The organism is Hydrogenoanaerobacterium saccharovorans (assembly GCF_003814745.1).
GTDB classification, from domain to species: domain Bacteria; phylum Bacillota; class Clostridia; order Oscillospirales; family Ruminococcaceae; genus Hydrogenoanaerobacterium; species Hydrogenoanaerobacterium saccharovorans.
Map to the genome: position 1 here is coordinate 38,140 of NZ_RKRD01000003.1, position 14,106 is coordinate 52,245.

Consider the following 14,106-nt stretch of genomic DNA (forward strand, 5'->3'; position numbering starts at 1 on the left):
CGAATATTTTTTAAAAACAATTCGATTGATAAAAATTTTTTATGGCATACAACCGATTAAAAAATTTGCTCAAAAGCTTGCTGTACCAATGTACGGCAGCATTCCTCGAATTGGCGGAATTTATCTAGCAATTCTTTACCCTTTGGGGTAAGAGAAGCCATACCTCCGTTTTTGCCGCCTTGCTGGCGGTCTACAATCGTTTCGCCCAATTGCTCTTCCATCACAGCGAGAATCTTCCACCCTTTGCTGTAAGATATACCCATTTGTTGGCAAGCCAAACGTACCGAGCCTGTTTCTTGAATGAATGTGAGAAGTTGTACCGTACCCGGCCCGAAAAACGGTTTTTCTTTTACAAGGCGCAGTTTCAGTGAGGGATGAAGTATCTGGTGATTGTGTTGTTTTAACAATTCATCATAATCGTCTGAAGAATCAATGTCGCATAAGATACCGTCATCCTCTACCTCAATAAAAGTACGGGCACAGCCGCAGTTTTTAATGGCACCGCGCAGCCCATTCTCGCCTTCATATTGCAAAATAAATGGGATGAGACTGCTGGCGACTAAGAGTGGATGTCCTGCTCGCTCACCGCAAACAGGGCTTGCCAGTTTTGCACCGCACTGCATAAGCTGCTGTACGGTAAGTGCTGTGAAAAAGGGGATATCTGCAGGTGTGAGCAAAATCTGGTCGCATTTTTGCTGCAAATATGCAAGCCCTATTTTGGCATAATCAATCATCTGCCAGTGATCGGCATCATAGTTAGGCAAACAGACAGTACCCATGCGCGCAACATGTTTTTCCAACGCTTCGTGCTCCTGCTGGGAAGTTACCAGTACAATGCGATGTACCCCTGCCTGCCGAAAAGTTTTTATTAACCGTTGAACAGCAGATATTGAGCCTACCTTTTTCATAGGCTGCATTTTATCTTCATGCGAAGAGTTCCCCGCAGCAATTATAACAACTCCTGTACGCATTTCCATTCTCCTGCTATATTATCCGACTTATATTTGAAAAACATTCCAATATTGGTGATTATAACACCTGCTGTATCTTTTGGCAATATACGAAACCATATAAAACCAAATACAGCTGGTGCAAAAAAGGGGTATAGCATGCTAATATAAAAAAATAGGCAGGAATTTATCCTACCTATTTTTTGCAGATTATTATTGTGTTTATTTAAAACAAATTGGAATAAGCGCTTGACAAAAGAGTGTTCTGGCTATCTTGTGAAAGCTCCCAAGCCCCAACTCCAGCCAGCCCCAATTTTTTAGCGAGCTGAACTTTCATAGCAATCGAATTTTCATCGTCATATGTAATAAAAGTATCATTGCCAAATAAATAGGGTACTTTTGCCTGGGGATGCTCCGATTTATCATATTTATCCAAATAATCGGTAACAATTTTGCTGTAAGCAACCGATTTTCCGTTTGAAAAAGTTTGATATAATCCGTAGTTATCGTTATTGGTAACCTCATACCGATAGCCGTAAAAAGGCATACCCAGCACAAGCTTAGAAGCTGCAGCACCCGCGTTGAGGTAAGTTTGTACCGCGTCATTGATGCTGGAGGAGTACTGGGGAGATGATTCTTGCGGAGTATACAGCGGTGCATTGAAATCCGCAAACTCATCCCATGGCCCGTGCATGTCGTAACCCATTAAAAATATGTAATCCAAATAGGGGAGTATTTTTGTAAGCTCAATGTTTTTTAAATAGCCGGATGACGGTGCACCTGCGATTGTTAGGTAGTATTTTTTCGAGTCTTTTTTTGTTTGCTGCTGCATTTTCTGCCTGATTGCCTGTATCAGTTTGGTAAAATTTTGTTTGTCTTCGGGGCGGTTGATAATCCCCCCAAAACCGCCCGATACAGGATATTCCCAATCAAGGTCGATACCATCCAGTTTATGTGTTACGATAAAGTTGATACATGAATTAGCAAATGTTTCGCGGCTTTGGGCGGTAAGTGCTGCGTTTGAAAAATTTTTTGAACCATCCCACCCGCCCACAGAAATCAGCAGTTTTAAGGCGGAATTTTTGGCTTTTAGTTTGCGAAGCCCCTCAAAATTTTTAATATCTGTTTTAGGGTGATTCATTACCAGCTTGTTATCCGAACTGATACTTGCAAAGGCATAGTTAATGTGAGTGAGTTTTGCTGCATCAACATCCGACGGTGAGTAATTGTTTAAGTAAGCCCAAGATGGAAAATAACCAACGATACATTTACCGCTGGGTGCTGCAACAGGCTGTAACGGTAGTGGCTTGTCGGGTGCAGATGCAGAAGCAGAAGATTTCTGCTTAGTTTGTGTGCTCTGCGAGGATGAGGATTCAGTAGCGGAAGATGACTGCATTTGTGACGATTCGCTGGAAGATGAAGGCGGCTGGTAACTTACAGAAGATTGCGATGATGCTTCAGAGTTTTCAGCTTGGCTGATTGTTGCTTGGTAAGAACCGGATATAAAAAGAATGAGCGCTGCAATCATAATTGGTGCAACAACTTTTAATGCTTTGTTTAAATTCATATCAATAGTCCTACAATCATTTATTTTGCGCTTAGGCTGCAAATTATTTTTATGATACCAACTGCAGCCAACGAAAACAATATTGAAAATATAGGTAAATAATTTTACGTTGGTGTAAAACCTGAATACAATGCGATAATTTAAAACATGATTGTAAAATAAAAAAAATCGTGATAAAGTAAGTACATCAAAAAACAGGTAATATTTTACCCAAAAGGTGTGCTGTATGAGAGATTTAGACATTGCAGCGGCTGAAGCCGCAAAAGACCATAATAAAATGAATGAGCTAATTATGCAATACCAGCCTTTCATCTTAAAATGTGCGTCGCATACTGCTCAAAAGCATATTACAACCAGCGATGATGAATGGTCGATAGCATTAACGGCTTTTTGCGAAGCGGTAAGAAATTACAACTTTGAAAAAGGCGGTTTTTTGAGTTTTTCTGAGATGGTAATAAACAGAAGGCTGGCTGACTATTTTAAACGGAACAAAAAATATTACCATGAAATTTCTGTAAATCCCGATGTTTTCGAGAGCGATATGGATGAAGAAGACAATGTTTCGGTGTATCTAACGGTTCAAGAGAAACTCTCTTACCAACATGATGTAAGCATAAAAGACGAAATTGAAGCAATTAATAAAGTCTTTTACAGTTACGGCTTCTCTTTTTTTGACCTTGCAGATTGTTCGCCCAAGGCAGAAAAAACCAAAAAGCATTGCGCTTTGGCTGCAGCATATATTTGCAAAAATCCAATTTTGCTTCATGAAATAAAAAAGACAAAACAACTGCCAATCAAAATTATTGAAAAAAATGCGGGTGTACCCCGAAAAATTCTGGAACGTCATCGAAAGTATATAATAGCAGCAGTTGAGATACTTTCCGGAGAGTATCCCTGCCTTGCAGAGTACATGCAGCCCATTAGAAAGGAGCTAAACAAATGAAAGCAGTGATAGTTGAAGTAAGAGGCAAACTTGCTGCGGCTCTGTCTGATGACGGCTGTATAACCAAAATCAAAAACAATAATTATGTGATTGGACAGGTGATTGAAGTGAAAAAAACAATTAGTAAGAAAAAAAGTATCATGCCTAAAATTGCAGTAGCGGCAGCCTGTGTCATTATGCTCGGCGGTGTTGGTGCTTATGCCTATATGACGCCATCTGCTTATGTAAGTCTTGATGTCAACCCATCAATCGAATATTCGCTGAATATGTTTGACAGAGTGCTTTCTGCAAAAGCTGTTAATGATGACGGAGCCGAAATACTAAAGCAAGTTGACTTAAAAAACATGAGCAATAAAACAATTGACGAAGCGATTAAAATGACCGTTGAGGAGATTTCTAAAGAAGGATATTTTGATGGTGAAACCGAGGGCGGTATCGTTATTACAACCTCGGGCAAAGATTTGAAAAAATCTGCGGAATTGGCAGAAAGCTTAAAAGAAACTGCCGATGAAAAAATTAAAGAAGATGAACTGGACGTGGAAGTTGAAGCACTTGCTGTTGGCAAAGATCGTGTTGAAGAAGCCAAAGCATTGGGTGTAACCCCCGGCAAGCTGAACTTGGTGCAAAAGCTGCAGGCAAGCGCCTCGAACCCCGAAGAAATTAACGTCAATGATTGGCTGAATAAATCGGTTAAAGAAATTATGAAAGCAACCAAAGAAAACAAAAAAGCCAATAAAAACCAAGATGCTTCATCGGAGAGTGAATTGACTGACGAGACCAGCTCGCAAGCACAAGAAAGTTCTTCTGAAAGCTCATCGGAAGCGGATACTTCTGTAAAAACTGACACCCCAAAAAACGAAAAAGCAAATGAAAATGCCTTAAAAAACAAAAAGGCAGACGAAACCAATGCTGTACCTGAAGTTAAAAAACCAGAGAAAGTAAAAGAGGATTCTTCCAGCAGTGAGGTTTCAACAGAAATTGAAGAAGAAGTTGAAGAAGCAAGCCAAAACGAGAGTAAAAACTCCGGTAAAAAGCAGGATGAAAGCGGAGCGGTAGAGAAAGAGAAAACACCATCCGGCAACAGCAAAGGTAATTCCGGTAAAAAGCAGTAGTCTAGCCACCCAAGTTATTTTAATATGGCAATTTTAAAAGGGCAATCGCAGTAATATTGCGATTGCCCTTTATATCTTTATTGCGTAAAAACCAATGGTGTTATCTTAGTAAGCCAATTGTAATTTGATGGGAATTGTGCTATACTACATTGGTATATGCTGTTCTCACGAAGTTTTAACGTTGGTATCAGTTCATAGTTTTAAGGCTTAAGTGGGCATTAATATACTTGGCAAAATTGTAATGTTGCAGGGGCGTTTATGGCTATAAATGCTGTCGAGTTCTAATATAAACTTCGCAATAGTAGTTGGTACTCTTACAACAGATTATATATTCTATTAAAAAGTACAAGATTGAGCATCAATCAACTTTGGATGGAGGTTTTTGCCGTTGAACTCGACAGACCTGCAATTTTTAAAAGAATTTGTAGATAGATTTGATAAACTTTTTGATCTTATTCGGGTAGTAGACCCCGTAAAAAAACAGATTGTGCAATATCAAAATTTATCGTTTGAGGTGCTAACTTCGATTTGTTATGATTATTGGAAAAACGATGCCCATTGTGCGAACTGTGTTTCGTATCGCGCAATGAAAGAAAACGACACCTTTGTTAAAATCGAATACAATAAAGAAAAAATTTATATGGTAACTGCAAGTCCAATTACATTGAGTAACCAAACTTATGTAGTGGAAATGTTAAAAGATATTTCAGAAACAGGTATTATCCCCGATTTAAAAGGCAAGACAATTGAAGAAATAAACAACATTATAGATAAACTCAACAAAGAGGTTATTACAGACCCGCTTACCGATTTGTTTAATCGACGTTATCTCAATGAAAGGCTGCCCGTTGATTTATACGATGCTTTTAACAACCATACAAAATTGTCATTTATCATGCTGGATATAGACTATTTTAAAATTATCAATGATACCTACGGGCATACGGCAGGAGATGTTATTTTACAAGAATTGGGTACGATTATAAAAAACTCCATTCGAAAAAATGTGGACTGGGCAGCAAGGTATGGCGGTGAAGAATTTTTTGTTTCATTAATCGGTGCCGATAGTTTATCTGCTTATACAGTTGCCGAAAAAATTAGAAAAACAGTGGAAACAAAGAAGTTTGATTTTGCTGGAAATACAGTATCAATCACGGTGAGTGCCGGCTGCTATACAATTGGGGATCATGAATTGACCGTAGAAGAGCTATTAGGTTATGTAGACCAAAATTTATACAGAGCAAAACAAAATGGGCGCAATATGGTAGTTGCAAACTGCCAAAAAAGCAACACAGCAATTTGATATGCTGTGTTGCTTTTTTATTCTTTTGCCACCAAAGTAGAATTCTTTTTAGGCTTTTTGATTAAGGTGACAACTAAGAGAAGAAAAGGTACGAAGATTTCTATTACAGGAGCATAGTACTTGTAAGGTTTCAAATATGCCATCATCTCCATTGTGCTGGAACTTGTGACGGCGGAAATCGCTATCATCATCAAAGCTACAGGTGCTGCAAAATCTTTGTAATTTGCAACGTTAAATAAATGCGCAAACCCTTTGCATGTAACGTAGATACAGACGCACACTTTTGCAAGCCCCGATAAGATAAAATTACCTATCATTAATACTTCAATACGTGTTATAAATTCTTTAATATTTATAATTCCTACCGAGGTGTAAGACGGAAAATACAATGACTCTAAAGTAGGCAGCCCCAACACCAGTGTATTGCGCAGCCTGCCCATTACAAGTATAACACAGCCGATTGCAGTACCCATAAGATAAACTTTATGCGGATTGGCTTTTGATTTTAAACAAGGCATAACCGATAAAAAAAGAACAGCCTCACCAAACGGGAAAGAAATATAGTTTGTGCAATTAGATAGTATATTACCGAAACCTGCGCCGAATATAGGCTGAATATAGCTTAAGTCCATATTGTTGATATTCAAAACGACAGTAAGAATAGTAACTATAATTACAATAGGCCCTGTTATCATAGCACCACGCGCCAATATCTCAATACCCGACTTAACTGTCCATATACAAAGCACCCCGATAAATATTGCTGCCGCATATTGGGGTGTTTCAGACAGCGAAACCACTTGAATAAACTCGGTAAAATTGCGGATAACCAGCGCGCCTAAGTGCAATGAAAAAAGTGTAAAAATGATGGTGAAAGTTGCCCCGCCTATTTTGCCGAAGCATTCGTAAAACATTTCAAACACGTTTTTATTTGGGTACAATTTATTCAGTTTTCCGTATACCAGATAGATGGGTATCAACAATAAAAATGCCAAGATGATTGAAATCCACGAATCCTGCTTTGCAATAGCAGTTCCCCCCGCAACAAATGCAGTGCCGAGAATAAAAAGTATGATAATATTAATCATTTGTTTGGAAGATACAATTTCTTTACCCATAAAGTTGTAACACCTCACTTTGTTATCTTTAGGTATTTATTTGAGGATAGGTTCCATTATTTTTAAAACAATTGAAGTGATGCTGGGTATTGGAATACTAAGCACCATGCATGCTTGCAGCACAAAAGATAATGTTATCATGACACAATAGATACCAAAAGTTTTGTATTCTTTTTTTTTATAAATGGGTACTAAATCAAAAATGATAAACAGCAAGTATAAGATAAAAAAAATAAATAAAAAAAGCAAGGTTATTCTCCAATCTTAATATATAAGTCGGTTGTTCCGCTGCCGCGTACTTTTACTTTAGATTTAACGTTGAATTTAACGGTCTCAAATCGTTTATCCCAATTGGTGCCGTATTCTTCCCAAAGTTTTGCCTTTTTTTGCCGTATAATACTGCCCAGCCCAAAAATATCAACTTTAAATTCCTTTTGTACCTTGCGTATTACTTCTGTTAATCGTTGTTCCAATTGGGTATTAAATAACTCCTCAAACTCATGAAGTGTAATTTTTGCATCAGTATCAAACTCACTTACAGTTACAATAGGGTGTACTTCTATATTAAAGATGAGTTCCCCGTCTTTTTTTTCTGGTATTATTTGAGTTTTGTTCTCAATAATCTCTGTCGAAAAAAAAATGTTTTTTTGTTCATCAATTTTTATGGATAAAGCTGCATTTTTAATTTTATTTTGAACAAATAGAACGCTTTTTGCATCGTCTTCATTTAAAAAACCAACCATTTTTTCTTTGTTAAAAACTGCTACACCCGAAAGTTTACCTGTGCTTGCATTTTTACTTGTATTTACTGTTTCAAATGCGGGGGCGATTGGGCAAATACCGTCTGTCCCCAATGTGTTAACAAATTGGTAAACCTTTGTTTTGCTGGACTCAAAAAGGACTTTTTGATTTGTTTCAAGAGTATCATCCATTTCGTAAGATAAAATGGGGTTCATAATTGGCTTCAACATCAGCAGCTCTTTCGCTGTACTGGTTTTGGATATGACAACCTCCATAGTGAGCCGTAACTCAGGGTCGCGCATAATTGTATCAAGAATTGGTACCATTTCGCTTTCTGCCATATTTTTGCTTATTATCAATACTTTACAATGCCCAAAATACAACTTTTCTGAGGTAATGGCTGCTGCTTTTCGAATGGTTTCGAATAGCGTATTTCCATCAGATTCTACCAATTCTGTTTTGACTCCTGCTTTTCCTCCGCTGGTTTCCATACTCATAATTTCTGCAGTGATGTGATATTTCTTACCGTTTTGCCCTTTGTCAATCGCAATACCCGAAACATTAGCCTGCTGATCCACCTCGGTATAATTCCAGCATCCGCAAAATAAAAGCATAAAGAGTGTTGCCATAAAAAAAACAGATATTTTTTTTAACACATTCAGTTATCTCCATTCTCAGAGCTTCGTATATTGTTTTTTTGTTCGAACAAGGGCCTTGTTTTCATCAACCACCACGGTGCTCGTATAAAATTATCTTTCATTGCCTGGCTGTTATAAGATGTGATTTGCGAGGTGTATTCCACACCGAAAGATCTTACGTTCATCAAGTGTATCAATACCCCAATCAAGCCGAAAAAGTAACCGTAAAATCCCAGTATTCCGGTTAAGATAAGCAAAGTGTACCTTAACAAAATACTTGCCCCTTTAATCACCGGGTTGATAAGCCCTGTAATAGCTGTAATTGCCACAATAATAACCATAGGTGCACTAACAAATTTGGCTTCAACTGCAGCCTGGCCGATTACCAATGCGCCTACCACACTTAATGCCTGCCCAATATTGGATGGCATGCGGATGCCGGTTTCTCTGATAAGTTCGAATACAAAAAGCATGACTACACACTCAACAAAAGTTGGCAGCGGCACACCCTGATGCGATTCTGCCACACTTAATGCCAAGGAGGTTGGAATCATTTCTCGGTGATAGGTGGTTAGAGCTACATAAATTGCAGGTACACTGATGGAGATAAAGAACCCTAAAATTCTTAACATTCTGCCAAAAGATGCAAAAAAGAAATTTAGGTAATAATCATCGGCCGACTGAAAGTTTTCAATAAACAAAAAAGGCAATGTTAACACCATCGGTGTGCCGTCTAAAATCAGTGCGATACGCCCTTCGAGCAATTTGGCTGCAACAACGTCGGGTTTTTCGGTTACACCGATTGTTTTGTAAGGGCATGTTGGCGAATCTTTAATATATTCTGAGATATAGTTGGTATCTATTACGCCGTCGATTTTTATTTTACTTAGCCTTTGGTCGAGTTCCTTCAGTATTTTTTTATCAACCAAGCTATTGAGATAACAAATGCATGCCTGCGTGTTGGATCTTGTACCGAAAGTTTTAAATTTAAACTTCAAGTCGCTTGTACGCAGCTTTCTGCGTATCAGTGAGAGATTAATCATAATGGATTCTGTAAAGCCCTCGCGCGGTCCTCTTAAAGCCTTTTCGGTGTCCGGTTCTGTTACTGCGCGCATCAGCCAACCCTTTGTGCTGATAATAAGGGCTCCGCAAGCACCATCTGCAAACAAAACAGTATCGCCGTAAAGGATGGCTTCGACAATGTCGTTAAAGCTATCTGTATTTTTTACATCGTTTGAAACGATTACCTGTGTTTGAATTTGTTCCAATAGCTTGTTGGATGGACATAAAATATTGTTCGCTATAATCGGTAAGATGATATTTTCGTTGACTATTTCGTTATTGACCATTCCGTCTATAAAAAAAATGCAACATTTTACACCAATTTGGTTTTGGTTTGCAAATTGTCTGATTACCAATGTATCATCATCTTTAAAGACATTTTCTATGGTTTTGATATTTGAGTCTAAGTTTTTTTCAAACGATAGTTGATTCAAATCAATAGTGCCGTCTTTTTGAGGGAGTATTGATTCGTTGTTTTTAGTAGCAGACATGTTCAAACCTCCTTTTTCCATACTTAATAGTATTATTTACCAAAATATTTTACATAATCATAGAAATTCAAATATTTTACAATAAATTAAAAAAGGACTGATGCAGTACTACTGCATCAGTCTTTAATGGATTGCATTTTAAGGGTTAAATCTTAATGTTTAAGGCTTTTTGCATAAACACCAATTTTTTTATCTTGCGTAGAAATGTGCTGAACCAGCCAATCAACTACCATTTGGTTCGCATTGATAATCACGACGATGTTACCGCCGGATTGCTCATAGTCTTTCTTCAATTTATCCAATTTTGCGATAAAATCGGTATGTAATTTTTTTTGTACTTGATATTCGGGATAGTTAATTTGCTGCATGTATTTTTCTTCGTCACGAAAATGCAATTTTGTATAATCGTCTAAAAATGCAAGCATTTGAGAAATAAAATCGCGCGCCTTACCGCTTTTACCGGCCTCAAACAGTTGATTTGCTTTTTCAAACCATATGATATGCTGCTTGTCAATTGCTTCTACACCAACCGATAAATCCGGCGTCCAACCTGTTGCCATAAAGATAGCCACCTTTTTAAAATAATTTGTTAAGTCCATTATATGCCGATTTAGTATAGAATGCAATGCTTTGGATAGAGATACTTTTACAAAAAACGACAAGGTACAAAAAACGGAATGAATCCAGAGTTTTTGTGCATATACTGGATTTTGAAACCTGAGTGGCTGAGTGGCATAAGTTATAGGATGGAGGTGATAAGCGTGGATTTAAGAAATAATCAAATAACCATTGGAGAGCTTCTTTTAAACCCCAAGGCAAAAATGATTGCAAGAAGAGAATTTTTAGCGTTGATGAACCCATTCATGCTGAGTATGGCCAAAAACATGACGTTGGAGCAGGCGCTGAAATATGCCGAAAAAGAAATACCACAAAATAAAATTAACAGAATCATTGCAGAATTAAAAGCAATTTAAATTTGCAATTTATTCCGGCAAAACATTAATGTAATTTGCAGCCTGAAATGCCGCAACCGCCCCATCTGCTGCTGCGGTAATAATCTGCCGCAGCAGTTTTGTTCGGCTGTCGCCCGCGACGAAAACACCAAGCACACCGGTAGTGCAGCTTTCGTCAGCCACAATGTACCCTTTTTCATCCAGCGTAAGGCAGGAGAATATTTGGTTATCGGGTATTAAGCCGATTGCAATAAATACTGCTTCCACCAATAGTTCAGCGTATTTTCCTGTAGCCGAATCGTGCACAGTTACAGAAGACACTTTGTTGTCTCCGCTGATTTTGTGAACCGTGGTTTTATATAAAATGGTGATATTTGGCCGTTTCAATACGGCATCAATCATCACTTTTTCACCTCGAAAAGCATCGCTGCGGTGGATGATATAGACCTTTTCGCACAAGTTGGATAAAAACAGAGCATCTTCGAGAGCGGTATTTCCGCCCCCCACAACAGCAACGGTTTTACCGCGGAAGAACGCGCCGTCGCATGTAGCGCAATAAGATACCCCCCTGCCGGTGAATTCTTCTTCTCCGGGGCAATCGAGTGTACGGCGTTTTACACCATTTGCAATAATTACAGCTTTTGCCGAATAAGTGTTCTCGGTAGTGGTTACCGTTTTAACAGGTTCGTTAAGATTTACAGAAAGAACCTCTTCAAAGCGGATATCCGCCCCTTGGTTGACTGCTTGCTGGTAGATGTTATTTGCGAGGTCTACTCCCGAAATTTTTTCAATTGAGGGGTAATTCTCAACGTCACTGGTAAGGGCAATTTGCCCCCCATACATATATTTTTCAAATACAAGTACACTTAGCCCTGCCCTTATGGCATAAACGGCAGCAGTCAAACCGGCACATCCTGCACCAACAATAATTACATCTATCATCACAGATACCTCCATATAAAAAATCATAATACTCTAATTATGTCTACATTCAATATACTCATATTTCTGAAAAAAAACAAGAGCATCTTTTAAAATTAAACAGATGCACTTTCTGCCGGTGTAAATAGTTCTACAAAATTCAAATCAAAAAAACGAATGGCAGCAGCTAGCAAAGCAAAAATACTTGCAGTATGATTAAGCCCACTTGAACATGATGATATACAATTACTTTGAGGCTGACTAGCGTTTTGCTTAGACTGATTGTAGAAAAAAGTAAGAGACGTTAAAATAATCAAGCTTGATACCCAACGGATGGGGAACACATCCGGCAGGCACTCGCAGCTTTCTTCAGAAGCTAATTGGCAGAGTAATTGCTGCTTTTGAACGTTAAACTATAAATGGTTAGCAATATTGCGGCAATTAGTATGAATGAATGACATTGAAAAAGATGGATGGTATCAAGCTGTTGCTGTATTGGTTCTGGCAGGCTTATTGAATTTGTCATATTATATCACCGCTTATGTAAATATAATACATACTACACAATTATTGTTAATATGTTACTTTTTAAACAAGAAAATGCGAAAAATAAGCAAAAAGCCAGCATTTTTTATTTGCTGGCTTTTAACTTTAGTAGTTGCGCAGCTTAGCCACATATTCCTGCATCTCCTCAAAAGAGCGCACATCACTGCGTTTTATTTTGTTTTGAATATCCGAAGGCAGCGAATAAAAGTACTCATAACTTGACAAATCTTGATCTAGCAGATCGGACAAGCACAAATGAAAAGATTCTGACATCATATCACCTCAGCTTTGCATCAAATGTTGTGCGCATTGAATCAATTCGCCCAAAGTGGATATCTCTGCGCCTGATTCTGTTATTTGTTTTTGAACGGCAGGGGGCAAAGAATTAAAATATTCGTATAAATCGGGGTTGGCTTTATAAAAATCGGCAGACATTGCATTCACCTTTTTTTCTTCATGTTTTCTGCAAATTCTTCAAGTTCTTCGCGGGTATGGAATTCATCTGCATGCTCGTTAACAGCCTGCTGAATCTCGGCAGGCAGTGATGCAAAATAATCACCTGCACCGATTTGTGCCCAAAGCAAAGGCAACCCAAGCAAAAGATTTGCATTGTAAGAATCGTTCATATCATCACCTCCGTTATTATTGTCTGTCAATTTCGTAAAAACATCGGTGGGAAATGCAGGATATTTAAATAAAAAAGCCGCTTAACTTATAAGCGGCTTTTGTTAATGCTGTACTTATTTATCGCCTGCAAGCAAATTCTCGGCATAGCGGTGCAGTTCATCCTCTGATTGAACATGATCGCTGCGCTGCTGGATCATACCTTGTACATAGTCAGGTAGGGACATAAAATATTCTTTTGCACTTGCACTTTTGCTGAGTAAATCATTTAAACCGCCTTGAGCGAATGTACCGTTATGAAAGCTGTTGTTTTTTGGCATGGTATCACCTCGATATCAGTTTGAATTCATCAAATTTTCTGCGCATTGGCGAAGCTCCTCAACGTTTTGTACATTGGGGTTGCACTGCATAATGTTTTCTTGCACAAAAGGGGGCAGCGAACTAAAATATTGCTGCATGGCTTCATCTTTATACGGATTGATGGGACATGGCATTTTCATCACCTCCATAACTATTGTTTGCTTTTTCAGCAAAAAGATAGTAGGAAAATATTACTAAAAATAATTGTGTGAATTTTGCATTAAAAAAAACCTTTTGCTGCGTTTTGCAGTGTTTTTATAAAAGGGGTGAGTGTAATGTTAGAATTTATTATTCGTTACTGGACAGAAATGCTTTTCAGTGCTGCGCTTTCGTTGCTGGGCATGGCATACAAAAAACTGGCAAAACGTGTGAAAGAGCAAGATGCCATTAAACTGGGTATTAGGGCGCTGCTGCGAGACCGTATTATACAAGTGTATAACCATAGTTATGATTTGGGATATTGCCCTATTTATGCGCTTGAAAATGCAGTGGCAATGTATGAGCAGTACCATGCCCTTGGCGGAAACGGTACGGTTACCGAACTGCTTGACCGCCTTAAAGAACTGCCCACAAACCGAAAGGAGGATTATGATGAATATTAAAAAACGCATAGCAAAACTTGTAAATGTGAAAAGTATTGTTACCATCCTGCTCACACTGGTGTTCGCTTATCAGTTTTGCGCGGGAACGATATCTGAAAATAGTTTTATGGAGATATTTAAGCTGATTGTAATTTTTTATTTCGGCACGCAAATCGGAAAGGCAGGAGGGGAATAG

At 38.3% G+C, this 14,106-nt stretch carries 18 protein-coding genes; 6 read left to right on the top strand and 12 right to left on the bottom strand.

Going from position 1 to position 14,106, the window contains the following annotated elements:
* Positions 1 to 56: 56 nt before the first annotated feature.
* Together EDD70_RS12380 and EDD70_RS12385 are read right to left on the bottom strand one after the other, a co-directional pair.
* Complete coding sequence (locus EDD70_RS12380) at positions 57 to 971, bottom strand: NTP transferase domain-containing protein (RefSeq protein ID WP_162840919.1); 915 nt, start codon at positions 969 to 971, stop codon at positions 57 to 59.
* A gap of 205 nt (positions 972 to 1,176) precedes the next feature.
* The gene (locus EDD70_RS12385; RefSeq protein ID WP_162840920.1) at positions 1,177 to 2,517 is read right to left on the bottom strand and encodes a glycoside hydrolase family 18 protein; all 1,341 of its coding nucleotides are present in this window, start codon (positions 2,515 to 2,517) and stop codon (positions 1,177 to 1,179) included.
* Between the two features lie 226 nt (positions 2,518 to 2,743).
* Here EDD70_RS12385 and sigI point away from each other — a divergent pair, with 226 nt between their 5' ends.
* The 3 genes from sigI (at position 2,744) to EDD70_RS12400 (ending at position 5,875) form a co-directional block, all read left to right on the top strand.
* Positions 2,744 to 3,460 (top strand): RNA polymerase sigma-I factor, encoded by a 717-nt coding sequence (sigI, locus tag EDD70_RS12390; RefSeq protein ID WP_092755832.1) that lies wholly within the window; start codon positions 2,744 to 2,746, stop codon positions 3,458 to 3,460.
* Positions 3,457 to 4,572 carry an anti-sigma-I factor RsgI family protein gene (locus EDD70_RS12395; protein ID WP_092755834.1) on the top strand — a complete coding sequence of 372 codons (1,116 nt, stop codon included), beginning with the start codon at positions 3,457 to 3,459 and terminating at the stop codon, positions 4,570 to 4,572. The genes sigI and EDD70_RS12395 overlap by 4 nt, the downstream gene beginning before the upstream one ends.
* 388 nt (positions 4,573 to 4,960) lie before the next feature.
* Complete coding sequence (locus EDD70_RS12400; RefSeq protein ID WP_092755836.1) at positions 4,961 to 5,875, top strand: GGDEF domain-containing protein; 915 nt, start codon at positions 4,961 to 4,963, stop codon at positions 5,873 to 5,875.
* Between the two features lie 17 nt (positions 5,876 to 5,892).
* Here EDD70_RS12400 and EDD70_RS12405 read toward each other — a convergent pair whose 3' ends face one another.
* The 4 genes from EDD70_RS12405 to EDD70_RS12420 all read right to left on the bottom strand — a co-directional run bounded on the left by EDD70_RS12405 (position 5,893) and on the right by EDD70_RS12420 (position 10,485).
* The gene (locus EDD70_RS12405; protein ID WP_092755838.1) at positions 5,893 to 6,993 is read right to left on the bottom strand and encodes a GerAB/ArcD/ProY family transporter; all 1,101 of its coding nucleotides are present in this window, start codon (positions 6,991 to 6,993) and stop codon (positions 5,893 to 5,895) included.
* Positions 6,994 to 7,244: 251 nt separating this feature from the next.
* Complete coding sequence (locus EDD70_RS12410; RefSeq protein WP_092755842.1) at positions 7,245 to 8,390, bottom strand: Ger(x)C family spore germination protein; 1,146 nt, start codon at positions 8,388 to 8,390, stop codon at positions 7,245 to 7,247.
* A gap of 2 nt (positions 8,391 to 8,392) precedes the next feature.
* Positions 8,393 to 9,925 (bottom strand): spore germination protein, encoded by a 1,533-nt coding sequence (locus tag EDD70_RS12415; RefSeq protein WP_092755844.1) that lies wholly within the window; start codon positions 9,923 to 9,925, stop codon positions 8,393 to 8,395.
* A 152-nt stretch (positions 9,926 to 10,077) separates the two neighbouring features.
* Positions 10,078 to 10,485, bottom strand: a complete 408-nt coding sequence (locus tag EDD70_RS12420; RefSeq protein WP_092755846.1) for a bacteriohemerythrin — start codon at positions 10,483 to 10,485, stop codon at positions 10,078 to 10,080.
* A 201-nt stretch (positions 10,486 to 10,686) separates the two neighbouring features.
* Here EDD70_RS12420 and EDD70_RS12425 point away from each other — a divergent pair, with 201 nt between their 5' ends.
* Positions 10,687 to 10,899, top strand: coding sequence for a hypothetical protein (locus EDD70_RS12425; protein ID WP_092755848.1), 213 nt, complete (start codon positions 10,687 to 10,689; stop codon positions 10,897 to 10,899).
* 9 nt (positions 10,900 to 10,908) lie between these two features.
* On the opposite strand, the gene trxB is transcribed toward EDD70_RS12425, so the two are convergent.
* The 6 genes from trxB to EDD70_RS14995 form a co-directional block, all read right to left on the bottom strand.
* Complete coding sequence (trxB, locus tag EDD70_RS12430; protein ID WP_092755850.1) at positions 10,909 to 11,820, bottom strand: thioredoxin-disulfide reductase; 912 nt, start codon at positions 11,818 to 11,820, stop codon at positions 10,909 to 10,911.
* A gap of 630 nt (positions 11,821 to 12,450) precedes the next feature.
* Complete coding sequence (locus tag EDD70_RS14985; protein WP_162840921.1) at positions 12,451 to 12,618, bottom strand: hypothetical protein; 168 nt, start codon at positions 12,616 to 12,618, stop codon at positions 12,451 to 12,453.
* Positions 12,619 to 12,627: 9 nt separating this feature from the next.
* Positions 12,628 to 12,780: a hypothetical protein gene (locus EDD70_RS14990; protein ID WP_162840922.1), complete on the bottom strand. Its 153-nt coding sequence runs from the start codon at positions 12,778 to 12,780 to the stop codon at positions 12,628 to 12,630.
* 5 nt (positions 12,781 to 12,785) lie between these two features.
* Positions 12,786 to 12,971, bottom strand: a complete 186-nt coding sequence (locus EDD70_RS12435; protein ID WP_092755852.1) for a hypothetical protein — start codon at positions 12,969 to 12,971, stop codon at positions 12,786 to 12,788.
* 114 nt (positions 12,972 to 13,085) lie between these two features.
* On the bottom strand, positions 13,086 to 13,289 hold the full coding sequence (locus EDD70_RS12440) for a hypothetical protein (protein WP_092755854.1): 204 nt from the start codon (positions 13,287 to 13,289) through the stop codon (positions 13,086 to 13,088).
* 15 nt (positions 13,290 to 13,304) lie between these two features.
* The gene (locus EDD70_RS14995; protein ID WP_162840923.1) at positions 13,305 to 13,463 is read right to left on the bottom strand and encodes a hypothetical protein; all 159 of its coding nucleotides are present in this window, start codon (positions 13,461 to 13,463) and stop codon (positions 13,305 to 13,307) included.
* A gap of 141 nt (positions 13,464 to 13,604) precedes the next feature.
* Between EDD70_RS14995 and EDD70_RS12445 the strand changes: the two genes are divergently transcribed.
* Both EDD70_RS12445 and EDD70_RS12450 read left to right on the top strand, forming a co-directional pair.
* Positions 13,605 to 13,931, top strand: a complete 327-nt coding sequence (locus EDD70_RS12445) for a hypothetical protein (protein WP_205408620.1) — start codon at positions 13,605 to 13,607, stop codon at positions 13,929 to 13,931.
* On the top strand, positions 13,918 to 14,106 hold the full coding sequence (locus tag EDD70_RS12450; RefSeq protein ID WP_243116510.1) for a hypothetical protein: 189 nt from the start codon (positions 13,918 to 13,920) through the stop codon (positions 14,104 to 14,106). The genes EDD70_RS12445 and EDD70_RS12450 overlap by 14 nt, the downstream gene beginning before the upstream one ends.